Origin of the sequence: Aliterella atlantica CENA595 (assembly GCF_000952155.1) — a bacterium.
GTDB classification, from domain to species: Bacteria; Cyanobacteriota; Cyanobacteriia; order Cyanobacteriales; family Chroococcidiopsidaceae; genus Aliterella; species Aliterella atlantica.
The window spans coordinates 176,227-202,331 of the sequence record NZ_JYON01000006.1 but is presented as its reverse complement, the minus strand read 5'-3'; the positions used below and the strand labels follow the sequence as shown (position 1 = coordinate 202,331).

General features: G+C 41.6%; 26 protein-coding genes and 1 tRNA gene. 16 read left to right on the top strand and 11 right to left on the bottom strand.

Annotated features, from left to right (window positions below):
* Nucleotides 1-146 precede the first annotated feature (146 nt).
* From UH38_RS08120 to UH38_RS08090, 7 genes are all read left to right on the top strand, one after another.
* The gene (locus UH38_RS08120) at nt 147-680 is read left to right on the top strand and encodes a hypothetical protein (protein WP_045054123.1); all 534 of its coding nucleotides are present in this window, start codon (nt 147-149) and stop codon (nt 678-680) included.
* A gap of 5 nt (nt 681-685) precedes the next feature.
* Nucleotides 686-904 carry a helix-turn-helix domain-containing protein gene (locus tag UH38_RS08115; RefSeq protein ID WP_045054122.1) on the top strand — a complete coding sequence of 73 codons (219 nt, stop codon included), beginning with the start codon at nt 686-688 and terminating at the stop codon, nt 902-904.
* Between the two features lie 260 nt (nt 905-1,164).
* Nucleotides 1,165-1,386 (top strand): hypothetical protein, encoded by a 222-nt coding sequence (locus tag UH38_RS08110; protein WP_144405646.1) that lies wholly within the window; start codon nt 1,165-1,167, stop codon nt 1,384-1,386.
* 49 nt (nt 1,387-1,435) lie between these two features.
* Nucleotides 1,436-1,633 carry a hypothetical protein gene (locus tag UH38_RS08105; RefSeq protein ID WP_045054120.1) on the top strand — a complete coding sequence of 66 codons (198 nt, stop codon included), beginning with the start codon at nt 1,436-1,438 and terminating at the stop codon, nt 1,631-1,633.
* 86 nt (nt 1,634-1,719) lie between these two features.
* The gene (locus UH38_RS08100) at nt 1,720-1,989 is read left to right on the top strand and encodes a hypothetical protein (RefSeq protein ID WP_045054119.1); all 270 of its coding nucleotides are present in this window, start codon (nt 1,720-1,722) and stop codon (nt 1,987-1,989) included.
* A 109-nt stretch (nt 1,990-2,098) separates the two neighbouring features.
* Nucleotides 2,099-2,473 carry a hypothetical protein gene (locus UH38_RS08095; RefSeq protein ID WP_045054118.1) on the top strand — a complete coding sequence of 125 codons (375 nt, stop codon included), beginning with the start codon at nt 2,099-2,101 and terminating at the stop codon, nt 2,471-2,473.
* A 2-nt stretch (nt 2,474-2,475) separates the two neighbouring features.
* On the top strand, nt 2,476-2,670 hold the full coding sequence (locus UH38_RS08090; RefSeq protein ID WP_045054117.1) for a hypothetical protein: 195 nt from the start codon (nt 2,476-2,478) through the stop codon (nt 2,668-2,670).
* Here the strand turns inward: UH38_RS08090 and UH38_RS08085 are convergent.
* The 3 genes from UH38_RS08085 to UH38_RS08075 all read right to left on the bottom strand — a co-directional run bounded on the left by UH38_RS08085 (nt 2,657) and on the right by UH38_RS08075 (nt 6,920).
* Entirely contained in the window at nt 2,657-3,760 is a 1,104-nt protein-coding gene (locus UH38_RS08085; protein WP_045054116.1) for a site-specific integrase, read from the bottom strand. The genes UH38_RS08090 and UH38_RS08085 overlap by 14 nt on opposite strands.
* 135 nt (nt 3,761-3,895) lie before the next feature.
* Nucleotides 3,896-3,967, bottom strand: a tRNA-Cys gene (locus UH38_RS08080).
* Nucleotides 3,968-4,022: 55 nt separating this feature from the next.
* A complete protein-coding gene (locus UH38_RS08075; protein WP_268748871.1) occupies nt 4,023-6,920 on the bottom strand; it encodes a UPF0182 family protein in 2,898 nt (965 codons plus the stop codon).
* Between the two features lie 485 nt (nt 6,921-7,405).
* Between UH38_RS08075 and UH38_RS08070 the strand changes: the two genes are divergently transcribed.
* Nucleotides 7,406-7,783: a hypothetical protein gene (locus tag UH38_RS08070; RefSeq protein ID WP_052672306.1), complete on the top strand. Its 378-nt coding sequence runs from the start codon at nt 7,406-7,408 to the stop codon at nt 7,781-7,783.
* A gap of 33 nt (nt 7,784-7,816) precedes the next feature.
* On the opposite strand, the gene UH38_RS08065 is transcribed toward UH38_RS08070, so the two are convergent.
* From UH38_RS08065 to UH38_RS08055, 3 genes are all read right to left on the bottom strand, one after another.
* Nucleotides 7,817-8,662: a peptidoglycan recognition protein family protein gene (locus tag UH38_RS08065; RefSeq protein WP_045054115.1), complete on the bottom strand. Its 846-nt coding sequence runs from the start codon at nt 8,660-8,662 to the stop codon at nt 7,817-7,819.
* Between the two features lie 110 nt (nt 8,663-8,772).
* Nucleotides 8,773-9,069, bottom strand: a complete 297-nt coding sequence (locus UH38_RS08060) for a DUF6464 family protein (RefSeq protein ID WP_045054154.1) — start codon at nt 9,067-9,069, stop codon at nt 8,773-8,775.
* A 10-nt stretch (nt 9,070-9,079) separates the two neighbouring features.
* On the bottom strand, nt 9,080-9,676 hold the full coding sequence (locus UH38_RS08055) for a hypothetical protein (protein WP_045054114.1): 597 nt from the start codon (nt 9,674-9,676) through the stop codon (nt 9,080-9,082).
* A 57-nt stretch (nt 9,677-9,733) separates the two neighbouring features.
* Here UH38_RS08055 and UH38_RS08050 point away from each other — a divergent pair, with 57 nt between their 5' ends.
* The 3 genes from UH38_RS08050 to UH38_RS08040 all read left to right on the top strand — a co-directional run bounded on the left by UH38_RS08050 (nt 9,734) and on the right by UH38_RS08040 (nt 13,863).
* The gene (locus tag UH38_RS08050) at nt 9,734-9,931 is read left to right on the top strand and encodes a hypothetical protein (protein WP_045054113.1); all 198 of its coding nucleotides are present in this window, start codon (nt 9,734-9,736) and stop codon (nt 9,929-9,931) included.
* 200 nt (nt 9,932-10,131) lie between these two features.
* On the top strand, nt 10,132-11,304 hold the full coding sequence (locus tag UH38_RS08045) for a membrane protein (protein ID WP_045054153.1): 1,173 nt from the start codon (nt 10,132-10,134) through the stop codon (nt 11,302-11,304).
* A gap of 501 nt (nt 11,305-11,805) precedes the next feature.
* Nucleotides 11,806-13,863, top strand: a complete 2,058-nt coding sequence (locus UH38_RS08040; RefSeq protein WP_082065339.1) for a cytochrome-c peroxidase — start codon at nt 11,806-11,808, stop codon at nt 13,861-13,863.
* 47 nt (nt 13,864-13,910) lie between these two features.
* Here UH38_RS08040 and UH38_RS08035 read toward each other — a convergent pair whose 3' ends face one another.
* The gene (locus UH38_RS08035) at nt 13,911-15,389 is read right to left on the bottom strand and encodes a hypothetical protein (protein WP_045054112.1); all 1,479 of its coding nucleotides are present in this window, start codon (nt 15,387-15,389) and stop codon (nt 13,911-13,913) included.
* A gap of 77 nt (nt 15,390-15,466) precedes the next feature.
* On the opposite strand from UH38_RS08035, the gene UH38_RS08030 reads away from it, so the two are divergent.
* Nucleotides 15,467-18,727, top strand: coding sequence for an alpha-mannosidase (locus UH38_RS08030; protein ID WP_045054111.1), 3,261 nt, complete (start codon nt 15,467-15,469; stop codon nt 18,725-18,727).
* A 106-nt stretch (nt 18,728-18,833) separates the two neighbouring features.
* Here UH38_RS08030 and psbN read toward each other — a convergent pair whose 3' ends face one another.
* Complete coding sequence (gene psbN / locus UH38_RS08025) at nt 18,834-18,965, bottom strand: photosystem II reaction center protein PsbN (RefSeq protein WP_045054110.1); 132 nt, start codon at nt 18,963-18,965, stop codon at nt 18,834-18,836.
* An 84-nt stretch (nt 18,966-19,049) separates the two neighbouring features.
* Between psbN and psbH the strand changes: the two genes are divergently transcribed.
* From psbH to pth, 3 genes are all read left to right on the top strand, one after another.
* On the top strand, nt 19,050-19,259 hold the full coding sequence (psbH, locus tag UH38_RS08020) for a photosystem II reaction center phosphoprotein PsbH (RefSeq protein WP_045054109.1): 210 nt from the start codon (nt 19,050-19,052) through the stop codon (nt 19,257-19,259).
* A 183-nt stretch (nt 19,260-19,442) separates the two neighbouring features.
* Nucleotides 19,443-19,742 carry a TatA/E family twin arginine-targeting protein translocase gene (locus tag UH38_RS08015; protein ID WP_045054151.1) on the top strand — a complete coding sequence of 100 codons (300 nt, stop codon included), beginning with the start codon at nt 19,443-19,445 and terminating at the stop codon, nt 19,740-19,742.
* A 4-nt stretch (nt 19,743-19,746) separates the two neighbouring features.
* The gene (pth, locus tag UH38_RS08010) at nt 19,747-20,385 is read left to right on the top strand and encodes an aminoacyl-tRNA hydrolase (protein ID WP_045054108.1); all 639 of its coding nucleotides are present in this window, start codon (nt 19,747-19,749) and stop codon (nt 20,383-20,385) included.
* A 103-nt stretch (nt 20,386-20,488) separates the two neighbouring features.
* Here the strand turns inward: pth and rpsU are convergent, their stop codons facing one another.
* The 3 genes from rpsU to UH38_RS07995 all read right to left on the bottom strand — a co-directional run bounded on the left by rpsU (nt 20,489) and on the right by UH38_RS07995 (nt 23,014).
* Complete coding sequence (rpsU, locus tag UH38_RS08005; RefSeq protein WP_009632535.1) at nt 20,489-20,668, bottom strand: 30S ribosomal protein S21; 180 nt, start codon at nt 20,666-20,668, stop codon at nt 20,489-20,491.
* Nucleotides 20,669-20,852: 184 nt separating this feature from the next.
* On the bottom strand, nt 20,853-21,167 hold the full coding sequence (locus tag UH38_RS08000) for an RNA recognition motif domain-containing protein (protein ID WP_045054107.1): 315 nt from the start codon (nt 21,165-21,167) through the stop codon (nt 20,853-20,855).
* Nucleotides 21,168-21,358: 191 nt separating this feature from the next.
* The gene (locus UH38_RS07995) at nt 21,359-23,014 is read right to left on the bottom strand and encodes a transglutaminase-like domain-containing protein (protein ID WP_045054106.1); all 1,656 of its coding nucleotides are present in this window, start codon (nt 23,012-23,014) and stop codon (nt 21,359-21,361) included.
* Nucleotides 23,015-23,275: 261 nt separating this feature from the next.
* On the opposite strand from UH38_RS07995, the gene UH38_RS07990 reads away from it, so the two are divergent.
* Nucleotides 23,276-26,083 carry a cation-translocating P-type ATPase gene (locus tag UH38_RS07990; RefSeq protein WP_045054105.1) on the top strand — a complete coding sequence of 936 codons (2,808 nt, stop codon included), beginning with the start codon at nt 23,276-23,278 and terminating at the stop codon, nt 26,081-26,083.
* Nucleotides 26,084-26,105: the final 22 nt, after the last annotated feature.

Below are 26,105 nucleotides of genomic sequence, written 5' to 3'. Positions count from 1 at the left end.
CAAATAACTTCCATTCCAAGTCGCTCAACCCCTCAAACCTACCTGCCATTTTCCTTCTTCTTTGTTCTGTCTATTTCTCCTTTACGTTGATTCTAGCTCAGATTTTTATATTAGTGGGATAGGCTCAATATAGAGGCGGATCGGCTATGCACATAATCAGACTTCCTAATGGGGAATACATCAACCTAGCCTTTGTCCGCCGCGTCCAGGTCGAGGTCAGAGAAGAACGTTCGGTAGCAGTCATTGGTTGGCATGGCGGCGGTAGCCAGGTCTATCACGGCGAAAATGCTCAAGCCGTCATTTACCAACTATCCAAACTTGTTAGCTTGAGTTTTGGAGAGCAGGCAGAAGCGATCGCTCAGGAAATCTTCAATACTTTCTATCCAGACTCAACCCCACCGAGGGATCTTCCCCCAAAGGATGGGATGGCAATATCCAACGCTCGATCGGGCTTAATAAATCTTTTAATCGAGCATAAACCTGAACTATTTGAAAAATTCGATCTAAAGCCCTACATAAGTTTTAAGGGCAGAAATCTTGAATTTGATGAAGAGCAAATATCAGAATCTGGAGAGAAGGGCTGGATAACATTAGATGGCGATACTGAACAGACTTACCGCTTTCGATGGAGCGATGTCGAGAAATTTGGACTATCCAAACATTTCTATCTTATGACCTAGAAAATATGCCCAATCAACTATCTAGCGCCTGGGCAGATACCAACACCGCTGCCGCTGCCCTCGGCATATCACCCCGCCAACTAAGAAAGCTGCGTAAAGAAGGACTGCTTAAACTTGGCAAACATTACCGCGTCACTACAAGCGCAGTAGCTAGCAAGCCCAGATATCGCTGGCATTGCGACAGGTGTGGCGCTGCCCTAGAAATTCCAATGGAAAAGAGGTAATAGTTTTGTGCTTGAAAATGCGATCGTCCAACGATTTTTAGATTCTCGTTGCTCTGAAGATGAATTGAGTGAACTTACTCATTGGCTGTCTATCAGAGTTTGCCCTAAATGTTTTTCTGAAGACATAGAAATCGAACATTTTATAGAGTTTGATGATTTTGGAGAAGACATAGTTGAAGAATCCATTGACTGTCAATGTTTACGCGACACCTGCCTATATTCAGATTTTATTGATAGATATATTGATTAAGGAAACAAAAGTGTTTGATGAACTTGATAGCGATCTAGTACCAGAAGAATGCCCTAGTTGTGGCTCGAATCATACTTATTTTGATAGAGCATTTAATTTTCATAAATGCGAAGATTGCTCTCTTATGTGGGGATTTGATTCTGACGATCCAGATTATGACGAAGATTTATATGAAGACATGAAAGCCGACCAAATGGCTGAAAATTTAAAAGACCCGATAGAAGACTTTTAGAGAACCTAATACAAACGTCTTACCGCGTATATACAAGGATATTAACCCAATGGATAATCCAGAATTACCCTTAAGTACAAGGGCAATTAACTTAAGAGTATCAGCAGAAGCTTTATTAGAAAAAGCTTTGATTACAGAACAAGAATTACGGGTAGCACTTCAAGAATTAAGAATAGAGTTCTGCTTTTTACGACAATCAATTCATGAAATACTAAGCTTGTTAAAAGAACGGAATAGCAAATATTAAAGCCGTGCATATACAAGGTATTGACAGCCATGTATATGCACGGTATGCTGTTTGATGTACCACCAGATAATAGGTAGCTTCTACCAATGACGATAGAACGTTGGACAGACGATAGACTAGACACGCTTGCCTCTACAGTTTCCGACTTAAGTACATCTGTAACTGAGTTACGGACATCAGTTGCAGACCTCAGAAGTACCTCAGAAGCTCTATTGCAAACTGTTATTATTCAGCAGCAAGGACTAGAAACAAGCCAAAGGAATTTTGAAATTGTGGCAGCACAAATACGAGGCTTACAAACAGAAAACCGCCGTATTCTGGATCATTTATTTGGAGAGGAAAATAACAACGAGTAACCAATAGCCGCTAACGCTAACTATACAAATCTATTGCCGTGCATATACAGGGTGTTGACAACCATGTATATGCACGGTAAGCTGTTTCTGTACCACCAGATATCAGCTTATGAACAATAGTAGCTTACTTCGCACAATGGATCGAAATGAGAATGGGGAATTTTCGCTAAGATACGAGGAACCTAAAGTTACCAGATCGGTAAGATTAACTGATGTAGCTTGGCAGAAATTAAAAGATATTGGTGACTCTAAAAACATCTCTAGAACAGATGTAATTGAGCGCTTTTGTAGAGAGGAAGAAAACAAGCAAGAAATTATCCTCAAAGCCTTAAATCAATTCATCACTGATAAGAAAGAAAGCTACGGCGAGAATCCTTCCCAAAAAGGCGAATTCAAATTCACCCGCGCCTGGGATTGCTTACTGGAATTCCAAGACTTGATACAGAATGCACCCTGGGAATTGCTAGGAGAACAAGAAGATTAATCATGACTAACTTTGATTTGATACAGAATCGTCTTGAGCGGTTAGAGGCGGCAGTTGAAAGAAGGGAAGAATCAGCCAAGGAAGACCGCGTTAACTTTCAACAGTACAGAGAACGCAACGACGTTCAAATGGCAAGCCTGAACGCTATAGTAAAGCGACTAGACGAGATACTCGATCGCTTGATTAGACAAGAGTAGGTGGCAGAGGGCGATCGCTTCTACCTAAGATCGCCTGATAAACCCGCCTGTAAGTCTGTTCGTCAATCCAAGCCCTGTAAGTATTGAGATGCACTCTAACCGAATGCCCCATCAGCCCCGCTGCCCAATCAGGAGCCATGCCAAATTCAAAGCACCTCCGAGCGTAGCAATGCCGTAAATCGTAAGCATTAAATGGGGCTTTGCGATCGTAAAACCAGCCAGCAACCTTAGTGCCTAGTTTGGCATTGCTATAGCTCAAGCTCAGTTTTGGTAAATCTATTCGCTCTAGCTGCCAATCCTCAACCCATTCTGGATATAGCGGGTAAATGAATCTAGCGCCAGTCTTGCCGGACAGCACGCGCACGATGGGAAAATCAACTAGGTCCAGGCGAAACACCTCATGACCGCGCAGCCCATAACAAGCCAGCATTCCCACAACCCACCGCCAAGAGCCAGGAGGTAAGCTACCCCGCCAAGTAGCAATCTGAGCATCACTTGGCAGCGATCGGGGATTAACCGCCGCCGCCGAATAGGTCCCCGTCAATTTTTTGATTGCGGATCTGCCTTCTAGATCCGCAAACTCAGCTAGCTTATAGCAGTAGTCGCAAGCTCGTTTCCTGGTCCGGCTGTCAGGCTCAGTTGTAGTAATGTAGTTGATCAGCGCTGCTAGCGTTAGTAGGTCCGCAGCGGGCAACTTTTTAAATACTTGTAAGTAACCAGTTTTCCAAGTTGTCAGGCTAGCTTGATTCTGTATCACCTCTGCCCAGTGCTGGCGCTCGAATCGCTCTACCCAACTGCCGATCGTGTGCAGTTGCTCGGAATTTTCCAGGTAAGCACTCCAGGAAAACTCCCGTGCGTCGAGCAGAGCGCCTACTTTACGGGCTTGAGCCTCGGCAGCAGAAACGCCCGAAGGATTAGCATGGAATCCTAAAGCTAGTCGCTGTTGGTGGGGCTGCTGCTTGGTAGCTCCTGGCTTTGGCGGGAAAGTAGCTCGAAGGTACAAGCGATCGCCCTTAACTTGGATCGCTACCCCGATCTTTCCGGCTCTTAACCGTCCATTGGCTTGATTAAGTTTTGATGCGATGTCCACGTGCCTAAAACGTGCCTAACTTTCTAGGTACATTAAAGTATATTAGGGTATATTAGGGTATATTTACATTAATTAATAAACCCTGAACTACCTGGTAAATCTGGGATTTGAGTTAATTATTTTCACTGTAAAACAAGGCGACACCCGGATTTGAACCGGGGGATAAAGGTTTTGCAGACCTCTGCCTTACCACTTGGCTATGTCGCCACCGATTTAAGTCGGGATTATTAGTATAGCAGATTCTCGGCATTTTTTCACCTTTTTATTGAGTAGGTTCCTCAACAGGACGGACGATCGCTGGAGTATTGGTTTCCTCGGCTTGAAAAATTGCCTGCAAAGCCTGTTCTAAAGTTTCTGCCATGACGATGCGGTTTTCGTAGGCAACAACTACCCTCACTAATGTAGGCAAACTATTTTGATCTGCTTCTAAATAAATTGGCTCTACATATAGTAACGATTGCTCAATCGGAACTACTAACAGATTTCCTTGAATAGCTCTCGATCCTTGACGATTCCAGAGTGAAATTTGCTGCGAAATTACTGGATCTTGGTTAATCCTAGCCTCGATTTGCTCCGGTCCGTAGACTAATTGCTGTTTGGGAAATTCGTAAAGTAACAATTTACCGTAGTTTTCGCCATCGGAACGTGCTGCTAGCCATGCAATTAAGTTAGTCCGCTGACTGGGAGTATATGGCAAGAGCAAAATAAATTCTTCAAAGGGTACAGTCGGTAAACTTGTAATTAGATAATACGGCTCTACTAACTGAGGTTTGTTGCCATAAACCTCGTTAGGAATCTGCCATTGATCTTCCCGATTGTAAAAAACTTGCGGATCGATCATGTGATAAGTCATCAACCGCTCCGCTTGGAGCTTAAAAAAGTCTACTGGATAGCGCAGGTGACTACGCAGACTTGCTGGCATTTGATTAAGTGGCTTGAATAACCTAGGAAACAGCTTTTGCCAAGTAGTAATAATTGGATCTTGAGGATCTGCTACGTAAAAATCAACCGAACCGTGATAAGCATCGACAACAACTTTTACAGAGTTGCGGATGTAGTTAACTCCTTGAGCGCCAGTATCAGAATAAGGATAGCGATCGCTTGTCGTATAAGCATCTACGATCCAGTAAAGGTAATTTCCTTTATTCTCTGGTATTTGCGTATCGGCGACTACTAAATAAGGATCGCGATCGTATTGTAAAAAGGGAGCGATCGCCCGAATCCTTTGAGTAATATTACGCCTAAATAATACCTTTGTCTGCGGCAAAAAATTCCGCGTCAGTAACATCTGCCAATCTTTTAAATAAGCAGCAAATAAACTGCGCTGCCACCAGGAACCAATATTAATTCCGCCTCGACCGTCATAAGTGTTGTAAACGTTATCGTTACCGCTGGGATAGTCTAGTTCCTGAACTCTAGTCCCCGTCATGACGTAGGTATTGGTAATTTCTCCGTAGTAAATCCGAGGCTGTCCAATCGGAATACTAGAAGCGATCGCAGAGTTAGAGGTTGATAAAGAACTCCCATTACCTGTATCGCCAATATCTTTAACAAAATACTCTGGCAAACCACCAGCACCAACTGTATTTACAGGACTAAGGGTAAAACCGTAACCGTGAGTATATATTAGACGCTGGTTGACCCATGTTTGCGCTTGCTGGGGTACGGCGCTGTAATCTAATTCTCGCGCAGCTATTAATGTTTGTTGCCTCTCGGCGACGGCGGGAGAATTGCTAGAATGTGCTGTTAAATTTGCTTTTAAAGTATAGCGATCGATGTCCGCATCAGGAAATTGATAGTAGAGACGAATTTGCTGCAATTGACGGTTGGTTTCTAATAACGGTCTTTGATCCCAAAGGCGAATATTGCGGATAGTTAGATCGTTTGCCTGAATATCAGCATACGTTAGTTGTCCTTGAGGATTAAAAGTTCTAGCATCAATATTTTCTAGGTCGAAAGCAAGTCTAGTGAGCGCGATACTACGTTCGATGTAAGGGCGTTCTCTAGCTAATTCGTTGGGCTGTACGATTAAGCGCTGTATGGCTAATGGGAAAATGGAACTACTAGCGATCGCTGTTGCTGCATAAATTCCCGTTGCTGTAAATAAAAACTTATGGTTAGTCTTCGGTACTGAGAAAATTGCTTGCCATAGTAATAAAAAGGCGATCGCCAAAGCAATTAGACTCAGCACAGTGTATGCTGGCAGTTGAAAGTTTACATCTGTATAACTTGCGCCATAAGCTACGCCGCGATTTGAGTACAGTAATTCGTAGCGACTGAGCCAATAGCCGAAAGCTACAACTAACACTGAGGCGCTACCTAGTGCTAGTAAATGACGCTGTTGGTTGAGAGATAGTCCCTGCAAGCGACCTTGACTTACACTATCTTCTGCTTGCAGGTAGGTAAGCGCAACTGAGACGAAGCTATACAAGCAGAGTCCCACTAGCCAAAATTCTAATAATTTCCAAATTGGTAGCGCAAAGATATAAAAGCTAATATCTCTATTAAATACAGGTTCCGAACTGTTAAAGGCAGTAGGGCGTATGTATTGCAGCAATTTTGCCCAGTGTGCGGACAAAATTACACCCATAATGAGGCTGAGGAGAGTTGCGATCGCATTTAACAAAAACTGCGGGTACACTGATAGAGCGATCGCAAGTCCCCCAACCAGACCAAAATACCAATACGGGCTTAGTTGCTTGCTAGTTTGCCAGATCGATTCTGGTGTAAATAACCTGGGGATCGCTAGCGAACTATTTGCGTCATGCCAGTAATTTATCCCGACTTGAATGTAGTGAAACAATAGTATCCCTACTAGCAAGTTTAATGCCAAAATTAAAGGTAATAACCAATTCAATTCTATTTGTGGCGATCGCCCTGACAGGTCTTTCACTGGCTTGACGCGCGTTAGCTTTCTTGCTATCGCTAGGTTGCCTAGTAAGTAGCTAGCAGAGACGCTACAAGAAATCGCCCACAGTCCGCCACGCGCAGTTAGTTGTAGTAAAAATACTTGTAGATAACCGACTTCTTGAAACCATAGACTTTCTACCCAAAGATGGGCTACTAAATTCAAGAATAACCCTATACCTATAAGTATTACTATTGCTCGCCACCAGAGGTTTGCGAGCGCATATTTTGCTTTTTGTAAACTTATTTGCACTTTATTTAAAATTCATTTATTTCTAACGAGCGGATACTAACTGTAATTTGAAGATTTTGCGGAAATAAGCTTTAAACTCTAATGTTTTTAGTAAACTGAGATTATCTGCCTCTGTTTTTACTTTAGTTCAGAATAGCGGATGAGGAATATTTTTTTATAAATAGTGTTTTTGAGTATAAGCGATCGCTCTTGAAAAAGTTATCCTGCATTTTTAGAATTTAAATAGTATATTTTTAGACCATTTCCTGTAAATCTGCTTAATTTGTAATTTTATATACTGAAGTAGGTAATGTAATTCATTAATTGGAGGTATAAGTTGAAGTAAGAAAAATCATACAATTTATAGATACTAATTTGGGTGCTTCCCTATATCTGTAATGTAAAATTTTAAAGTAGTATTGCTAAAACTCATTAAATTAAATAGCTGGCAAACGTATGTAATTCGCCGATTAGTTAGTATTTGTAAGGCTGAGAGGAAAATAATTATGCAAGCAGATAAACTTAGTGCAGAGTATTCCATAACTAACAATAAATTAGAGCAGTCCCAATTGAGCGAAATACAAGTTGACAATGCTCCACCTAATAATAATGGGAATATTCCCGATCATATATTTATGGTTTGGGGACCTATTGGTTTAATTTTAAGCTGGGCAGCATTATTTTTAATGCTATCTAAAAGAGGGAGAATTGCTCGTAATGAAATTGCTGTCAATATTAAAAGTTTAAATCAAGTTCCTTGCAAAAATTGTAATTTTTTTGCTAACAACCCTCATTTGAAATGTGCAATTCATCCTTCGTTAGTGCTAACTGAAAAAGCAATTGATTGCTCGGACTACTGTCAGCGCGATCGCAAGTCTGCCTAATAAAAATATTGAGTAGCTAATTAACAATTGGTGCTACAGAGCATTGCTATTTCCAGCAGTTGATTGACGGTACGAACCAAGCAAGGTTAAAAACTTTTTGCTGTTAAAACTGCGGGGATCGAGCCTACTTCTAGAACGATCTACTGCGCGGTGGGTAGTAATCCGATAGTCAGGAACGCTGCTTTGAGCAACTAACCAGGCAATAGATTTATATTGCGCTTCTGTATAGCCGCTATGAGTTCTGCTACTATTACGACCATTTGCTGGCGTTTCAAAAGCGATGTGATAAGCAAAATTATTGACAGAAGGAGGGAAGTTAGGATGAGTTTTGACGGTTTCGGGACCGTTGGGACCATCAAATACTGAATTTCCCGCTCCAAAGGCGCGGTACTCGCGTGGGACTATATAGACAATTGTGCCGTCTAGAGTAATTAAAGCATGATAACTTACTTGATTTTTTTCGCTGGCATGAGGTGTCTGGAAAGTATTAATAGCGCTTGAGGCGGAATTAACAGTCTCGTGGAGGACAATAATTGGTTGGTTGCGAACAGGTGCGCCGTAAATATCTTTGGTATAGCGCGGTCCGTAATTAAGAGGATTTGCCCAACTAATTTGGTATTTAGGTGTATAGCCTGGGACAAATTTAACTTGTTGAACTGCAGGATCGATTTCAACTGGGGATGGACTTGGTTGTGCTTCCGGCTGGAAAATAGGATTTTGAGTTTTAGCCTGCCAATTGACTACCTCTTCGTTTATTGGTGTAGGTGGCGATGCTATGTCGTTACGTAGTTGGGGATAAGCGATCGCAATTACTGCTATCAATGCCACTAATTGCAAGCAAATTATCAATGCTCTAGTTTTCCAAACCTTGGCTGTCATCTTCGCACGTATAAATCCTGTTATTGCTATTTTGCCTCAGTCGCATCCAGAGAAACTAGCCTACTTTGAACGATTTTAAATAAGTTTGTTAACGCTTATTGATTTTATGGCTATTTTGTTTGCTCGTAATAGCGGCAGTTGGCACAAGGTCCTTGAGGATTGACAGCACAGCGCAGATAACCCGACCTAGCGTTAAATTTACAGCTAATATCGCCGATTAAATAGCCTACACCTTCTAAATAATAACGTTCGGGGATAGTGCTATTAGTTTGTATCCTGATATTATTTGGCGAATTGCTTGCTGCTCTCAGCCGATTTTGCGTTCTGGCTGCTTTAGAACGCATCATCCATACCGAGAGCAGTGGTGGCATTAACCCAAGGGCAAAAATTAATAGAGCCTTTAACACTGGCTTGTATTTACCTTTGCAGTACAAAACGCTTTCTATTTTCTATTTTCGTTGTTTTTGCTGCTGAAGATAAATTAATTTTAACTCTGTTTTCTTTGCTGCGGCGATCGCTTGGGCTTTGCCATTGTTTTGCTAACTTTTGCCAAAATTTCTTTAGTTTCCAGCTTAGATGTGCTAGCGACATTGTGCGGGATCTTTTCAATCGGGTTTTTGTTCTGTGCCGTAGTTGTTGTGCTAGCTGATATGCTGCTTTTTCTTCAGCAAATAAGTCTACTGTTTTTGCTTTGAGGACAAATAACCCAGGTCTTTTGCAGTAAATATAGGGAATTGCGAGCGCTGGTTTGTCAAAATCAGGCATTCTTGGCAGGTTTTGCTGCTGTCTGATGTCGCAGGCGATCTCTTTTAGGTCGTATAGTGCTGCTTCTAATTCTGCTGATAGCTGATTGATGCGTTCTGTACTTGCTGCTAATTGCTGCCAGGTGCGATCGCATTTTTGCGGCAATTGCTCTCGATGTAATTGTACGTGCAGTGGTTCTATCCCCTGACACGAACTTGATTTTGATTCTACTGCCTGGATATCTTTAGTCATTGCTTGATGTTTGTTCATCTGACTTGTAGTTAGCTACTGCCAATAGAGTAGTACAAATGAACTATTAAAGCAAGAATGTATTTTGTATTTTTCCGCACAAGTGTTGCTAAAATTTGTGCTGTTGGTTTAGGAAACTACAGAGCGATCGCTAACTATCCCATCACGCCAGGTAATAAAACAACTACAGGTAGCGCTCTCATCTTTATTTCTACAAAACTTGGTATATTTAATTTTGCTATTTATCTCCATAGTTTGCGTAATTTCCTTCTCTAGCTTGAACCCATTAATAGGAGCTATACCCTGGTAGGCTAGACATAATTATTAAGTGCCAAGCGCAGAAAGAATTGGTAAATTACTATTTATTTATAAAGGGTACAAGCGAAATGCAGGCTTGCAAAAGTTTTATAATAAGTAAAAACCTATTATTTCCTATAATAATGTGGCTTGTTAGTCGCGTTGTTATAGCTATTTCAATGTTAATAATAGCTCCTTTACTGGCAGCCCCACCAGAAGGAATTACACCTAACTTTAGCTGGGATGTTTTTCATGCTTGGGATAGTATTTGGTACGAAAAAATTGCGACGTTAGGTTATGAATATATCAATGATGGCAAGTACCACACAATAGCATTTTTTCCTCTGTATCCTTTGATTATTAGCGGAATTATGGCTTTGGGTTTACCCTTTATAATCGCTGGTACGTTAGTAAATAACTTAGCGTTTCTAGGAGCCATACTATTTATTTATAGTTGGATGAGAGAAAGATTAGGTCTAAAAACTGCTCTTTGGACAATAGTTTTTTTGGTATGGTTTCCACTTTCCATTTATGGCAGTGTAATTTATGCTGAAGGATTATATTTATTACTTAGTTCTGCAACTTTACGTGCTTTTGAGCAAAATCAATATTGGTGGGTAGCAATTTGGGGTTCTTTAGCAACTGCTACGCGTCCAACAGGGATAGCATTAATTCCGGCTTTTTTAATTGTGGCTTGGCGAGAAAAAAGAAAAGTGACGGCTTACATTGCTAGTTTAGCTGCTGCCAGTGGTGTATGTTTTTATAGTATTTATTGTTATGTGCATTTTCAAGATGCTTTAGCTTTTGTTCGCGTTCAAAAAGCATGGCAACCAGTGGAAGACTTTTACGGTCAGGGATGGTTAAAAATGTTAATGCAAGTTGCGATCGGGACAAGAAATTGGCAGCATGGTGCAGTTGTCGATTTTTGGCATCCTCTATTATTTGTAGTTATTTGTGCTAGCAGTTGCTTAATTTGGCGATTTCGAGAAAAGTTAGGAGCAACTAATACAGTTTATATTTTCGGTGTCTTAGGATTTATTTTATGGTTGTTGGCAGGAAATCCACTAATTAATAGCATTATTATTTTTGGCGGCGCTTATTTATTATGGTATTTTCGCTCTCAATTAGGTTTGGTTTTATTTGTTTATGGTTTTTGTAGTTTAGGTTTGATTTTTAGTACGGGAAGACCTGAATCAGCAGAACGCTATGCTTATGGAATTGTGTCTGTAGCGATCGCTTTTGGTATTTTCTTATCTCGTTATCCTCGTTGGGGATACATATCTAGTGCCTTTTTTGGACTTTTACTTGCTCTTTATGCTATGCGCTTCGCTCAACATTTGTGGGTAGCTTAAAAACATTCGGTAGTATTTTTACATAATTGACCGTTTTGGCTACTACTTAAGACGTGATATGAGTTTCGTAGTCAAAGTTACACATAAACTTTACATATAGTACACATTTGTTAGACATTACGACTAGATGTGAGTGTAATAATACGAGAGCTATTTACTTAATAGCCATCAACAAATACATACTTAATATCTAATGTTAGGATACATCGATTTATGAATATGCGTACTAAGAACTATGGCACGCATCTCAATATATTTGTGTATTTGCTAAAGTAGATGAAAAGACTTTTAATTTGTTTCTAATAACTAAGTCTAGATTAGGAGAAATACTAACAATTCTTCTAATCAAGTATGTATTTGGTGACATATTTGAGTAAAAATTGTTGTCTGGTTGTGTAATGCAATCATTGGAAACGATATTTACTCTTTTATAAGTAAAACAACAGTTTTTGCGGGCTAAAAAGCACGAAATAGTAGTATTAAAAAGAGGAGATTGAGAACTTGCCCGCTCTGAATGTAAATAAAGCAAATGCTAAAATAGTAGTAAAGTTGCGGAGAATTGTTCGCAAAATTGCACTTATACCCAACGGATTTTTAGCACTAATTACTAAAGCTTCAAAATGGTTAAAAAGTAGCGTGACGATCGCTGCAATTGTAGCAACAGCAATCTTAGCTGGACATACAGTATCGGCACAAGTAGCGCCACCTTCACAGCCTCTAGGTTCATTAAAAAGCGTTGCAATCCCCGAACCTAGTAACTTGGGTGAATTTGTTAAAAACAAAACAGCTGCAATTGAACTAGGAAAAGCTTTATTTTGGGATATGCAAGTTGGTAGCGATGGTTTGCAATCATGCGCTAGCTGCCATTTTCATGCGGGGACTGATACTAGAGCAAAACATCAGTTGCATCCTGGACCGGATACAATTGTAGAAGCAGGACTTAACTACACTCTTAAGCCTGGAGATTTCCCGTTTCACAAATTATCGAATCCTAGCGATCGCACTTCAACAGTTGTCGCCGATACTAATGATGTTGCTGGCTCTCAAGGTATCGATTTAAATCAGTTTAATGATATCATTCCTGGTAGTGCAGTCGACAATATGACTGTAAAACCAGATCCAGTATTTAACATTAATGGTGTTAACGTTCGTCAAACTACAGGACGCAATTCACCTAGCACAGTCAATACCATTTTTAACTTCCGTAGTTTTTGGGACGGACGAGCGCAAAACGACTTTAATGGAGTCAATCCTTTTGGTTCGAGAGATCCTAATGCTTACGTCCTCAAAGCTGCTACTAAGTCATCGCTTGAGAAAGTAAAAGTTAGCCTCAAAAATGCTTCAGCAGCTTCCCAAGCGGTAGGACCACCATTAAGCGATGTAGAAGAATCAGCTACAGGTAGGGTATTCTCAGATGTCGGTCAAAAGTTTAACCGGATCAAAACGAAGCAGCTACCTCGCGAAACTGGTAAGAAGTTGAAATATCTTACTCCATTAGGTAAGCAAATTGTCCATCCTGAAGACAGCGTACTAGGTAAATACAGCCAAGCACCAAAACCAGGCTTGAAGCAGAAAAACTACGAGACTATGGTTAGGGATGCTTTTCAATCCCAATGGTGGAACTCAAACCAAATTATCAAAGTTGGTGCTGACGGAACTCGGACATTTAAGCAGTCACAAGGCGCATTGGCTACTGATGAGTTTACCCTGATGGATTACAACTTCTCGCTGTTTATGGGGTTAGCAATTCAGTTGTATGAAGCTACATTAGTTTCCAACAATGCACCTATTGACCAGTTTTTTGATGGGAACAGTAATGCTTTGACAGCGCAGCAGAAGCAAGGAAAAGAGCTTTTTGAAGGTAAAGCTAAGTGTATTAATTGTCACGGTGGACCAGAGTTTACAAATGCTTCTGTAAGAAACGTGCAAAAAGAGCGTTTAGAGCGGATGACAATGGGCGATGGTGGTGAAGCTGTTTATGATAATGGCTTCTATAACATCGGTGTTAGACCTACGTTAGAAGACTTAGGAGTAGGTGGAAAAGATCCTTTTGGTAATCCCTTATCTGAGTCGCGGTTGGCGCAGCAAGGTAAGTTTACAGATCCCAATTTAAGCCCACCAGTAGGTGCTAATGAAAGAGTAGCTGTAGATGGCGCTTTTAAAACTCCTGGGTTGCGAAATATTGAACTTACTGCTCCTTATTTCCACAATGGCGGACAACTAACTCTCAAGCAAGTTATTGAGTTTTACAACCGAGGTGGAGATTTCCACGAGCAAAATATCAAAGACCTCGATCCTGATATCGAAAACCTTGGTTTAAGTGAAGAAGAACAAAATGCATTAGTAGAGTTCTTAAAATCGCTTACAGACGATCGCGTTCGCTCTGATAAAGCACCTTTCGACCACCCACAGTTGTTTATTACTAACGGACATCCTGGAACTACAACTTCTGTTACTAATGATGGCTCTGGTAAAGCGACAGTCAATCTAATTGAAATTCCGGCTGTTGGTCGTAATGGTAATAAAGGTACGGCAAATTTCTTAGCTAATGCTAACTAAATCTGCTGCAATCTAATTTTTGAAGTACAGGCATTTGCCTGTACTTTTTATTTGCCTATTAATACTTTCTCTAATTGCTGCCAAATTTTTACTAGCAATTCTTCTAGCCACAGCATCGCGCTATCTAGCCATGCTAATAACTGCTCTAATGGATGTTTGATATACCCCATTGTGGTTGCTTCAGTTTCAATCCAATCTGGAGTATGGTTTATATTAGACGATTGAGAAGCTACTGTATTTGACAAATTGAAAACAGTGTTGACTTCTCTTTGAGAATTAAGTTGCTGAGAATCTCTAGGCAATTTAGAAGCTGCTCGTACGCGCTCTTTTTTACGCTCAACCTTTGCTAATTGAGTTGGATATTGAAACTTTTGAGCTATTTGCAAAGATGATTTATTTGGTTGGATACGCTTAAATAAACTGCGTAAAGAATATTTATTTAATAATTGATCTGAGCGCTTTAAGGTTGAATCTTCTGGAAGTTGTGCAATTTTAAATGATAAAGAATCTGCAACGATCGCAGGTTGTTTTACTAACTTAGATACGCCAAATAAATCTTCAAGCGTTAACCAAGGATCTGCTATTTTATCCTCAGAGGTAGAAAGTAAATTTACTTGCTTGTTAGTTGGTAAGTTTAGATTATTTTCTATTTGATGCTGTAACTTCTTACCTTGACGATCGCCAAAAAAATAATCGATTGCTACCCAAATCAAAGCTTGAATTTGCCATTTATTAGTTTTAGCTGCATCTTTTGCAGGGGATGATAAATGATTTGCCTCAAATTGGGCAATACTACGATCTAAAAAAGCGATCGCTTGTTGGGTAGCAAAAATTAGTTCTCCCCGCTCGTCATAGCTATCTGGGAAAGTGCGATCGCTACTTTTACTTAATCCTCCTACTTGCAACCAAGCAGCTACATTACTAAACAGCCTCACTGGTAAGGATTTTTTTCCAGGTAGTCGCTCTGTGGTTACTTCTACACCTACTAGCAATCTTTGATAACGCCAATATTGAGCAATTTCATTAGTAATACGTGCCTGCAATTTTTGCTGCTGCCAGCTATCTAAAATATCTAAAATCTCATTTTGGGGCGTAACTAATACTAAAGCGCGACTAGATATGTAGCTGGCGATTCCTCTTACTACAGGTTGAGTGCTACTAGGAATTGATGTTGTCTGAGTTTTAGGAGAGATTTTACCCCCCAACCAGGCTAAGAAATTAGTTGGTGTTGGCGGTTGGGATGTGTGTACCAACTCTTCATCTACTTGCCCTTGCACTAACGACAATACATTTTTAACTGGCGTGTCGGCATTTGGCGGTAAGTCAGACTTATCTAACTCTGGCAGTTGGGGTAAGCTTTTATTTACCCTGGCGTGTAATACTTGCGCTGGATATGAAACTACAGGCATTATCCAACTGGTAACACTTTGCACTGCACGATTTAGCTGTTCGCTCAAGCGTCGAGAGCGCTTATAAACAAAATTAAAAAGTCTGCTTTGATATCGATTAGAGGTAGCAGAAGACATATCAATTACCAGGATGAAGGATGAATTTTTAGGTTTATTGCCTTCACCAATACAGATGTCCCAATATTATCGAAAATATGAACTCTTTAGTAGCAGAATCTAGCAAACAAATTTCTAGCGCGATCGCCCTTCTGCGCTCGTGCAGTCAAACAGACATTCTCCCTAGCTGGTATTGCTATGCTGCGGACATCTCTATTAGCCAAGTTATGGGTAATTTAGCGCCTGCCAATTGTAGCAATTGGGAGATAAAGCAGTTAGATCGTAAAGGTCATATTCCTTGGTCTAAGGGGCAACAGGTACTATGGTTAGTCCAAAAGCTGGTAATTCCTGAAAGTTTGCAGGATTATCCCTTAGCAGGTTTATCGCTCAAACTTGCTTTAACTTGGTGGGCTGAATCTGCCCAAGTTTTTGTCAACGGGCAATTAGTCCAAGAAGGAGATTTGTTTGATTGCTCGGCTAGAGTGTTACTAAGTCCGCAGGTAACGCCGCAACAAGAAATTAGTGTAGCTATCCGCCTAGTAAGTCCTAGCCATGACGAAGGGGCATTAGTGCGATCGCTCTTGGTTTACGAATCAAATAACGTCAATATTCCCGAACCTGGTTTTATTGCTGATGAATTAACAATTTTGCAGCATTATTTAACAGCTTTCCAGCATGAATCTTTAGCAAGCATGGAAGCAGCAGTTGCTCAAATTGATTGGTTAGCACTGCCCGATAAATCTAAGTTTGAGCGATCGCTCATGCAGTTGCGCTCTAGTCTAGAAGTTTACAGCCAACAAATCAAACAACAACAAATTTGCTTACTAGGTCATGCCCATTTAGATTTAGCTTGGCTGTGGGCTATAGATGAAACTTGGGAAGTAGCACAACGCACTTTTACATCAGTTTTACAACTGCAACAAGAATATCCAAATTTAACTTTTTGTCACTCCACACCAGCAATTTATAACTGGATAGAACAACATCGACCTGACTTGTTTACTGAAATTCAAAAGCAAGTATTAGCGGGGCGTTGGGAAGTTGTGGGCGGTTTGTGGGTAGAACCAGAACTGAATCTAATTGCTGGCGAATCTATAGTTAGACAGTTGTTATACGGTCAGCGTTATGTCCTAGAAAAGTTTGGTAAAGTTTCCTCAGTTGCTTGGTTGCCAGATACTTTCGGTTTTTGTGCAACTTTGCCGCAAATTCTTGTTAGTGGGGGAATAGAGTATTTTGTAACTCAAAAGTTGCAGTGGAACGATACAACCAAATTTCCTCATGGTGCATTTTGGTGGCGATCGCCTGATGGAACGGAGTTATTTAGTTTGATGTCTGCACCTATCGGTGAAGGTATTGATGCAGTCAAAATGGCTAGTTTTAGTAATGATTGGGAAAGTCAAACTAAATTGCAGAAATATCTGTGGTTGCCTGGTGTTGGCGATCATGGCGGCGGACCTACTCGCGATATGTTGGAATTAGCAGGGCTTTGGCAAAAATCGCCGTTTTTTCCTACTTGTAATTTCGCTACTGCCGAACAATATTTGCAAGATATTAGAACTAACAATTCACAACTTAAAATAACTAGCACTGCCTCCCCTGCTCCCGCTGCCATCCCCACATGGGATGACGAACTCTATCTAGAATTCCATCGTGGCTGTTATACAACTCATGCCGATCAAAAACTTAGCAATCGCCGTTGTGAAACTTTACTGTATCAAGCTGAATTGTTTGCTGCTTTGGCAACTATTAGCGCTGATACTAGCTATCCCAAAGTGGAGATCGAACAGGCTTGGAAAAAGATGCTTGTCAACCAGTTTCACGACATTCTACCTGGTTCCTCTATTCCCCAAGTGTTTGTTGATGCTGATGCTGCTTGGCAGGAAGTAGAGCAAGTTGGTACGGAAATACTGCAAACGTCCTTAAATGCGATCGCATCCCAAATCGCCTTACCTCAACCGCCCCAGCCTGACAGTATTCCCCTAATTATTTTTAATGCTCTCAACTGGCAACGCAACTTTGAAGTAGTCAGCGTTCCTCTACCCAATACCAAGCAAAATTGGCAAGTCTACAACGTTGCAGGCGAAATCGTACCTACCCAACTTACTGCGGAATCGACATTGCTATTTCTAGTAGAAAGTATTTCGAGTGTAGGTTATTGCCTGTATTGGCTGTGTCCCACAACGGCGCAAACCCCTATAAATACGTTAGAAAATCCAGGTTTACCGCCTCAAAGTACGAGGATGATCAATGATAGTAATAATTTATCAGAAAATCATACTTTCAGTCAAATTAATAGTTTAGACAGAAAAGATTGGGTTTTAGAGAATGAATTTATCCAAGTAATTGTAGATAGTGAAAGTGGTAATTTAACTCAAGTTTTTGACAAGGTAAATAATAGAAAAATACTCAACGATAGCTCAGGAAATCAACTACAAGCATTCCAAGATAGCGGACAATATTGGGATGCTTGGAATATAGATCCTAATTACAGCCAACACCCTTTACCAGCACCGCAGTTAAAATCTATTAATTGGGTAGAACAAGGAGAAATTCAAAGTCGATTGCGAGTTGTGCGACAGATAGGTAAATCGGAATTTTGTCAAGATTATGTATTGCCTGTGCGATCGCCAATACTCAAAATCGCCACTACAGTAGATTGGCAAGAACGCCAAGTATTAGTAAAAGCAGCTTTTCCCCTCAACTTAAGTGCAGACTACGCTACCTATGAAATACCCTTTGGCGCAATTTCTAGGACAACTAAACCAACAACACCACAAGAGCAAGCAAAGTGGGAAGTACCCGCCCTGCGCTGGGCAGATTTAAGCGATGACAGCTACGGAGTAAGCTTGCTTAATGACTGTAAATACGGCTACGACAGCAAACCCAATCAACTACGGCTAACATTACTAAGAAGCGCCAGTTGGCCCGACCCAGAAGCAGATAAAGGGCATCACGAATTTACTTATGCTATTTATCCCCATGCTGGCAACTGGCAAACAGCGCAGACAGTTAGACAAGGCTACCAATTAAACACACCATTGCAAGTAATCCAGCTTCCAGCAACTTCTCGCTCTAAGTCAGGCGTTTTACCCAGTGCTACTAGCTTGCTCAATATCTCCGCCGATAATTTAGTTTTAACTGCCTTCAAGCAAGCAGAAGATAACCCGCAACAATGGATTATGCGCTGCTATGAATGTCATGGATTAACAGCAGAAAACGTTTTAGTGCAAAGTCAATTAGGACTTGCGATCGCAAGCAACGTAGATATTCTAGAACGTTCTACCCAAACTACCCCAAGCCAGTTTGACAAAGTTGTGCCTTGGAAAATAGTTAATTTTGTCCTAGAAACACCCAAATAAACCAAAGGCGCAAGGAGCGCTAATATAACGACAAAACTAAAATCTTAATTAGTCCGCGCAAGCGGACTTTAGTTTGTGTAAGCGCGAATCCTAATCCGCCCTCAATCTAATCTTCGTGATCTTCAAAGGGATCGCTCAATTCCTTGGAAGGAGGACCAAAAGAGGTATAGACAGACAAGCCAGTAATGGCAATGACGATCGCAAAGACAGAAATGCTAAGAACTGTTGCGGGTTCCATAAGCGATATTAATTATGAGTGCTATTCCTATAGAATATTACAGAACATTAAAAAAAGCTTCTAGAATTTATCAAACGGTAAGCTATGGCACAACGGACTTGGTTAGGTGATATTCTCAGACCGCTAAACTCTGAGTACGGTAAAGTTGCGCGTGGTTGGGGAACAACCCCCGTAATGGCTGTTTTTATGTTGCTATTTTTCGTCTTCTTGCTGATTATTCTCCAAATCTACAATTCCTCTTTGTTAATTGAGAGAGTAGATATAACTCCAGACTGGACGACATTAGGCAACTAGATAGCAATATTTGAGCTAATACTTAGGTGGTTTAAGATCTCCCGGCTAGTCCGGGTTTTTTATTGAGATCCCCCTGTAGTCCCCCTTGTCTCTTTTTTAATTACGAATTACGAATTACACCCCCGCCTCCCCTTGTTTCCCTTGCTTGCTAAGATCGCTAAATAAGTTATGGGAGAAGTTGTAATGAACGTCTTTGGTATCGGTTTACCGGAAATGGCTTTGATTATGATTGTGGCGCTGTTAATTTTTGGACCTAAGAAGCTACCAGAAATAGGTCGCAGTATGGGTAAGGCAATTCGTAGCTTTCAAGACGCTTCTAAAGAATTTGAAAATGAGTTCAAACGCGAAGCCGAACAAATAGAGACAGCAGTCAAAACTACTGCTGAAATTGAACCCAAACAAATAGCCGCCGCAGCCAATGACGCGGAAGTAGATGTCAAAGAGGCAGAAAACCAACCTGTTACTACATCAGAACACAGCTAAATAAATGACAGAAGCTACTGCTTCACAAATAGTAATTCCTCAATTAATTGTCGGCTTAGGCAATCCCGAACCAAAATACGATCGCACGCGTCATAATATTGGTTTTGCAGCGATTGATGCATTGGCGCGTTCTTGGCACGTAAATCTTGCCGAAAATCGCAAGTTTCAAGCAGAATTTGGTGAATTGCACCAGCCGCAACTAGGCAAAGTGCGCTTGCTAAAACCGCTAACTTACATGAATCGTTCAGGACAATCTATTCGTGCTGCTACTGATTGGTTTAAATTGCCGCCAACTTCGGTATTAGTAATTTATGACGACATGGATTTACCACTAGGAAAAATGCGCTTGCGCCTATCAGGCTCGGCAGGCGGGCATAATGGCATGAAAAGTGCGATCGCTCATTTAGGCAATCAAAACTTCCCTCGCCTGCGTCTAGGCATCGGTAAACCGCAAAATAAATTAGCTGGCGACGATACTAAAACTATTTCTTTTGTTCTAGGGCAATTCGATGCTAAAGAAACGGCTGTAGTGTCGGAAGTTCTCCAGCTAGTTGTTGATTGCGTCGAACTTACGCTCAAACAGGGAGTAGAAAAAGCGATGAATCGCTACAACAATCGCCACGTTCTAGTAGAAAGCGATTAAACAGAAAGCGGACTATAACATTAATTTCTTAGTCCGCTTTCTAAATTGTGTCAGCGATCGCAGCTTCGTACAACTGCATCTACCCAACTATTGCCATTAATTCTTATCTAAAGCGCCGCTTGCGTCTAGCTGCTACTAACTTGCGCTTGCGCTTTTCTAACGGTGTCTCAAAATGCCGATGATACTTCACATCAGCTAAAATCCCTGCCTTAGAAACTTGCCGCTTAAATCGACGTAACGCTGAATCAATGCCTTCATTTTCGCCTAAAACAACTTGGGTCATTCTTACTCCTTTTTAACGTTCAACTTTCATTATAAGACTGGCGCAATTATTATCAACAGTAACCAACGACCGCCTAAAAATGAAACCAAGGCACGCCTTGGTCAATAATAGTTATCAGTCACCAACTAACTGCATTTTTAATAACCAGTAACCGTCAACATCAAAACTGGTCACTGGTCACTGTTTAGTAGCGATCGCGCGAAAATCTCCCATTTCCGCCGCCTCTGTTGCCACCGCCAGAACGTCCGCCACGTTCTTCACGAGGTTTAGCTTTATTTACCTTCAAGCTACGTCCCATCCATTCTGCTCCATCTAAAGCTTCAATGGCAGCAGTTTCTTCTGCTTCAGTTTCCATTTCTACAAAACAAAAACCGCGAGGACGACCTGTTTCTCGGTCTGTAGGTACTTGTACCTGCTTTACATTTCCGTACTCTCTAAAGACAGCAACAACGTCTTCTTCAGTAACTTGGTAGGATAAATTACCTACATAAATCGACATGGAATATCTCCAAAAATCAATGTAATAACGCTCCAGTTCGGAGATATGCCCGTCGGCACGACAGAAAAAAAAGGTTCTGTAGCAAATAACAAAGCCTTCAACCGAATCTGACTCACGGTTGATACTCTAGCACACAATCAATGCCCGTAACTTGCCCCAAGCGGACATTAAAAGTGCAAAACTAAATTTTTTTAAAATTCTGCAAGTTCCTCAAGAATTGTAAACCGAATATGATTAATCGCCAAGTCACCAATAGAAATATCCTCTAGTTTTTCCCCTTTACTTGTAAACGTCTCAAAAGAAATACCCTTACCAATTTCAACGTGATACCAAGCTAGTCCCATAAAAAACCGCGATGGATAAGGACCATTTTCCCCCACATCATCAGGATTGGATTCCATTGGCAACCAACCTAAACTTGGGATATAAAACTCCAACCACACATGATTGAAATCTGGCTGCAAAGGGATATTTTTTTGTTCTGGATAAGGCGGACACTTATAACGCCCAATTGTGCGGCAAGCAATGTTATTCAACCGCGACAAAGCCAGTAAAACACCTACATACTCTCCGCAAGAACCGATACCGCGGTCTAAGACAATATCAGGCGTATCAATATGGGGTTTAATTCCGTAGGAAAGTTGGTCGTAAACGTAATTGCGAATACTGTACATTTTCCGCAAAATATTTGTTTCCGTCCCAATCGCCGATCGCGCGGCGCGGCTGACAATAGGATTATCCATCGCCAACTCATCATCATCAATTAAGTAACGTTGCAATTCGGGTGCAAGTTCGGGAATTTTTTCTACATCTTTAGGAGTGAGGCGATACTTAATCGAACGTACTTCTATCAGCGCTTTCCAGCCAAACAAATGTCGTTCGCCTGGCTTAAGAGTATCAAATTTAAATACAGCCACTTTTTGCCCGTTTAATTCTTCCTCAGTAAAAGGTAAACCAATAGGTTCAATACTTCTAACTTTTTGGCGATCGCTCGTTGACGGTAAGGCAATTCGCCACTCTACTTGTTCTAAATCTACTTCTTCTAAAGGCGCTAATTCTTCTACATAAGACATTTCAATTAGATAGCCGTTAGAGAGGGCGTAGCGTCCTTGGGGATTGTAGTAATAATCGAGGGGATGAATAAAAGTGCGATCGCGGTATGTTAATTCGTAAGAAGGATCGGCATTAGGATTGTCGCGGATGTAAGCTTCTTCACCTGCATAAGCAACATATAAAGTTTGCTTTTGCGGGTTATTGTCAAAAGCTAAAGCTGTAGGATGCTCAAACGGAGTCAATACGCTGAAGATAATTGCCCCAGTAGCTCTGTCTAAACAATACACAGTTTGTTCGATAGAATCGCAAATCCAGATTTCTTCGCCGCGTACGGCAATATTTTCTATACCTACCCCAGGCGCATAAAAGCGCGTAATTTGGCGGCGAGTATGGCGATCGTAAATCAGAATGTAACCTGCTTTTTGACAAGTAATGTAAACTGTTGATTCCCAAACCGCAACGCCATTAGCCCTATAAGGCAAAGTTACAAAAGATTTGAGTGTATAATCTCCCATCTGGCAAAAATATACTGTATCTTCCTGCGTACACCATAAAGTGTCTTGCCACAGACATAAACCACTAGCATTGATAAAATCTGCTACTTGGTGAGTATTAAGAATTGTAGTATTTTCGCTTTTCGGATCGATTTGGAGTAAATGCCCTTTGATAGTATCAAGTGCAATCAGTTTGTCTCCTGAAAAAGCGATGCCAGCAAGTGCTGCCGCACCAATCGGTCTAATAGTTCTGCGTTCTGACAAGTCTTTGCTGGGAGAAGAAATTGCAGCGGGGTTCATACTCAGTTGGTGATATTAACAGGCTGTTTGTTGCTCAAAGCTGATACCAATCCTATCCAAGTTTAGGAATTTTAAACTGTTAGAGAAGAACGATCTTTAAATTGAATTTGAGCGCACCTAGCACAAAAGTTGCCAGAATACTATAAACTTTTGCAAGGCAAAATTATATTGATTGTCGGTAATTAACAATCTAACCAATAGCTATAGAGGCAGTAGCTCATTTATCATTAAAGACTATAAGTAAGTCTCTTAAAGCTAGCTATGTCTGCAAATTCACTGCCCAACCCAGCAGCCGTCTGGCATCACCTGGAAGTTGATAAAACCCTACAACTGCTAGAGAGCGATGCCAACGCTGGTTTAAGCTCCCAAGAAGTCCAACAACGGTTGCAGCGCTACGGACCAAACGAACTTCAAGAGACGGGTGGGCGCAGTCCTCTAGCCATCTTAATCGACCAGTTCAAAAACATCATGTTGTTGATGCTGATTGCAGTAGCAGTAGTATCGGCAATTTTAGATATTAGAGGCGGTGAATTTCCTAAAGATGCGATCGCCATTTCCTTAATTGTCATTCTCAACGGCGTTTTAGGCTACCTGCAAGAAAGTCGTGCCGAAAAAGCCCTCGCTGCCCTAAAAAAGCTTTCTGCCCCATTAGTTAGAGTCATGCGCGATGGTAGACTCGGCGAAGTCGCAGCCAAAGATTTAGTTCCAGGCGATGTGATGCTGTTAGAGGCTGGAGTGCAGCTAGCAGCTGACGGGCGCTTGATTGAAGAATCTAACTTGCAAGTGCGCGAATCAGCACTCACAGGTGAAGCCCATGCTGTAGAAAAGCAAGCCGAGTTGCACTTACCCGAAGATACACCATTAGGCGATCGCATAAACTTAGTATTTCAAGGCACAGAAGTAGTCCAAGGACGGGCAAAAGCGATCGTGACTGGTACGGGGATGCAAACAGAACTAGGGCGCATTGCTGCTTTGTTGCAATCTGTAGAAAGCGAACCTACGCCGTTGCAGCAAAGAATGTCCCAGTTAGGAAACGTTTTAGTTACAGGTTCTTTAGTTCTAGTTGCTATAGTCGTCGCGGGTGGCGTATGGCGTGCTGGTGTAGGCGCGTTTGAGGACTTATTGGAAGTTTCCTTAAGTATGGCTGTTGCTGTAGTGCCTGAAGGCTTACCAGCAGTAATTACAGTTACTCTTGCCTTGGGTACGCAAAGAATGGTACGTCGCCAAGCTTTAATTCGCAAACTTCCAGCCGTAGAAACATTAGGTAGCGTCACAACAATTTGTTCTGATAAAACAGGCACGCTGACGCAAAATAAAATGGTCGTGCAGGCTGTCTATACTAACGATCGCTCTTTTCACGTTACAGGCGATGGTTACGCGCCTACAGGCGAGTTTCAAATAGATGGTCGGGCGACAAGTAGCGAAGACCAACCTGCGCTTCAAGCATTGTTAGTTGCTTGCGCCTTGTGCAACGATTCAACTTTGCAGCAACAAGAAGGACAATGGGCGATTATCGGCGATCCGACTGAAGGTGCATTACTATCTTTGGCAGGTAAAGCCGGAGTTGAAAAAGATCAGTGGGAAGCGCAACTACCTCGCACTGCTGAATTTCCTTTTTCCTCCGAACGCAAGCGCATGAGCGTAATTTGTCAGGTACAGCCAGAAGTAAAAAGCCGCACAGCGCAAAATGGCTTGCTAGAACCTGAAAATTATTTAATGTTTACAAAAGGTTCGCCAGAACTAACATTAGAACGTTGCGATCGCATTCACGTAGGCGATCGCATAGTTGCTATTACTGAAGAACAAAGAGCGCAAATCCTAGACCAAAACAACCAAATGGCAAGTAATGGCTTGCGCGTATTGGGCTTTGCTTATAAGCCCCTTGCTACCCTACCACCAGAAAGCTCAGAAGATACCTCCGAACAAGAGTTAGTGTGGTTGGGATTAGTAGGAATGCTCGATGCGCCGCGTCCAGAAGTAAGAGATGCTGTAGCGCGGTGTCGGGAAGCAGGAATTCGCCCAATTATGATTACAGGCGATCACCAACTAACAGCAAGAGCGATCGCCGCTGACTTAGGTATAGCTCAAGCAGGCGATCGCGCTTTAATTGGGCAAGAGTTGGAACGCATGAGCCAGCAGGAACTAGAGGAGCAAGTAGATTTAGTTAGTATCTACGCTAGAGTTTCTCCCGAACACAAACTAAGGATCGTGCAGGCATTGCAAAAGCGGGGGAGATTTGTCGCCATGACAGGCGATGGAGTCAACGACGCTCCCGCCCTCAAGCAAGCCGATATCGGCATCGCGATGGGCATCACAGGCACAGATGTGAGCAAAGAAGCAAGCGACATGGTATTGCTCGATGACAACTTTGCCACAATCGTCGCCGCTACAGAAGAGGGTAGAGTTGTTTACACTAATATTCGCCGCTTTATTAAGTACATATTAGGTAGCAACATCGGTGAAGTATTGACGATCGCCGCTGCGCCAATTCTCGGCTTAGGAGGCGTTCCCCTCTCACCCTTACAAATTTTGTGGATGAACTTAGTTACTGACGGTTTACCTGCACTAGCTTTAGCTGTAGAACCGCCAGAACCTAATGTCATGCGCCGTCCACCCTTTAGTCCGCGCGAAAGTATTTTTGCTAGAGGGTTGGGTTCTTATATGGTGCGGATTGGGATTATCTTTGCGATCATCACAATTATCCTCATGGAGTGGGCGTACTTCCACTCGCAAAATGTCGTTACCGAACAACTTGTACGCGAACGTTGGAAAACAATGGTATTTACTACCTTGTGTCTAGCACAAATGGGTCACGCTTTAGCAATTCGCTCGAATACGCGACTAACAATGGAGCTAAATCCTTTTTCTAATCCTTACTTGCTAGGTGCTGTAGTCGTGACGACGATTTTACAACTGCTGCTTGTTTACGTCCCACCCCTACAAAGTTTCTTCGGGACTTACTATATATCTCCGATGGAACTTGCCATTTGCTTCGGATTTAGTGCTTTGATGTTTGTTTGGATTGAAGGGGAGAAATTGTTCGTTCGCTTCTTTAGAAAGAGAGCTTGAGGGAGGGACAAGGGAGAATTGC

What these genes read in the sequence shown, in the direction of transcription:
- UH38_RS08120 (WP_045054123.1), top strand. Translation starts at nt 147, where the DNA reads ATGCACATAATCAGACTTCCTAATGGGGAATACATCAACCTAGCCTTT.
- UH38_RS08115 (WP_045054122.1), top strand. Translation starts at nt 686, where the DNA reads ATGCCCAATCAACTATCTAGCGCCTGGGCAGATACCAACACCGCTGCC.
- UH38_RS08105 (WP_045054120.1), top strand. Translation starts at nt 1,436, where the DNA reads ATGGATAATCCAGAATTACCCTTAAGTACAAGGGCAATTAACTTAAGA.
- UH38_RS08100 (WP_045054119.1), top strand. Translation starts at nt 1,720, where the DNA reads ATGACGATAGAACGTTGGACAGACGATAGACTAGACACGCTTGCCTCT.
- UH38_RS08095 (WP_045054118.1), top strand. Translation starts at nt 2,099, where the DNA reads ATGAACAATAGTAGCTTACTTCGCACAATGGATCGAAATGAGAATGGG.
- UH38_RS08090 (WP_045054117.1), top strand. Translation starts at nt 2,476, where the DNA reads ATGACTAACTTTGATTTGATACAGAATCGTCTTGAGCGGTTAGAGGCG.
- UH38_RS08070 (WP_052672306.1), top strand. Translation starts at nt 7,406, where the DNA reads ATGCAAGCAGATAAACTTAGTGCAGAGTATTCCATAACTAACAATAAA.
- UH38_RS08065 (WP_045054115.1), bottom strand. Translation starts at nt 8,662, where the DNA reads ATGACAGCCAAGGTTTGGAAAACTAGAGCATTGATAATTTGCTTGCAA.
- UH38_RS08055 (WP_045054114.1), bottom strand. Translation starts at nt 9,676, where the DNA reads ATGAACAAACATCAAGCAATGACTAAAGATATCCAGGCAGTAGAATCA.
- UH38_RS08050 (WP_045054113.1), top strand. Translation starts at nt 9,734, where the DNA reads ATGTATTTTGTATTTTTCCGCACAAGTGTTGCTAAAATTTGTGCTGTT.
- UH38_RS08045 (WP_045054153.1), top strand. Translation starts at nt 10,132, where the DNA reads ATGTTAATAATAGCTCCTTTACTGGCAGCCCCACCAGAAGGAATTACA.
- UH38_RS08035 (WP_045054112.1), bottom strand. Translation starts at nt 15,389, where the DNA reads ATGTCTTCTGCTACCTCTAATCGATATCAAAGCAGACTTTTTAATTTT.
- UH38_RS08030 (WP_045054111.1), top strand. Translation starts at nt 15,467, where the DNA reads ATGAACTCTTTAGTAGCAGAATCTAGCAAACAAATTTCTAGCGCGATC.
- psbN (WP_045054110.1), bottom strand. Translation starts at nt 18,965, where the DNA reads ATGGAACCCGCAACAGTTCTTAGCATTTCTGTCTTTGCGATCGTCATT.
- psbH (WP_045054109.1), top strand. Translation starts at nt 19,050, where the DNA reads ATGGCACAACGGACTTGGTTAGGTGATATTCTCAGACCGCTAAACTCT.
- UH38_RS08015 (WP_045054151.1), top strand. Translation starts at nt 19,443, where the DNA reads ATGAACGTCTTTGGTATCGGTTTACCGGAAATGGCTTTGATTATGATT.
- pth (WP_045054108.1), top strand. Translation starts at nt 19,747, where the DNA reads ATGACAGAAGCTACTGCTTCACAAATAGTAATTCCTCAATTAATTGTC.
- rpsU (WP_009632535.1), bottom strand. Translation starts at nt 20,668, where the DNA reads ATGACCCAAGTTGTTTTAGGCGAAAATGAAGGCATTGATTCAGCGTTA.
- UH38_RS08000 (WP_045054107.1), bottom strand. Translation starts at nt 21,167, where the DNA reads ATGTCGATTTATGTAGGTAATTTATCCTACCAAGTTACTGAAGAAGAC.
- UH38_RS07995 (WP_045054106.1), bottom strand. Translation starts at nt 23,014, where the DNA reads ATGAACCCCGCTGCAATTTCTTCTCCCAGCAAAGACTTGTCAGAACGC.
- UH38_RS07990 (WP_045054105.1), top strand. Translation starts at nt 23,276, where the DNA reads ATGTCTGCAAATTCACTGCCCAACCCAGCAGCCGTCTGGCATCACCTG.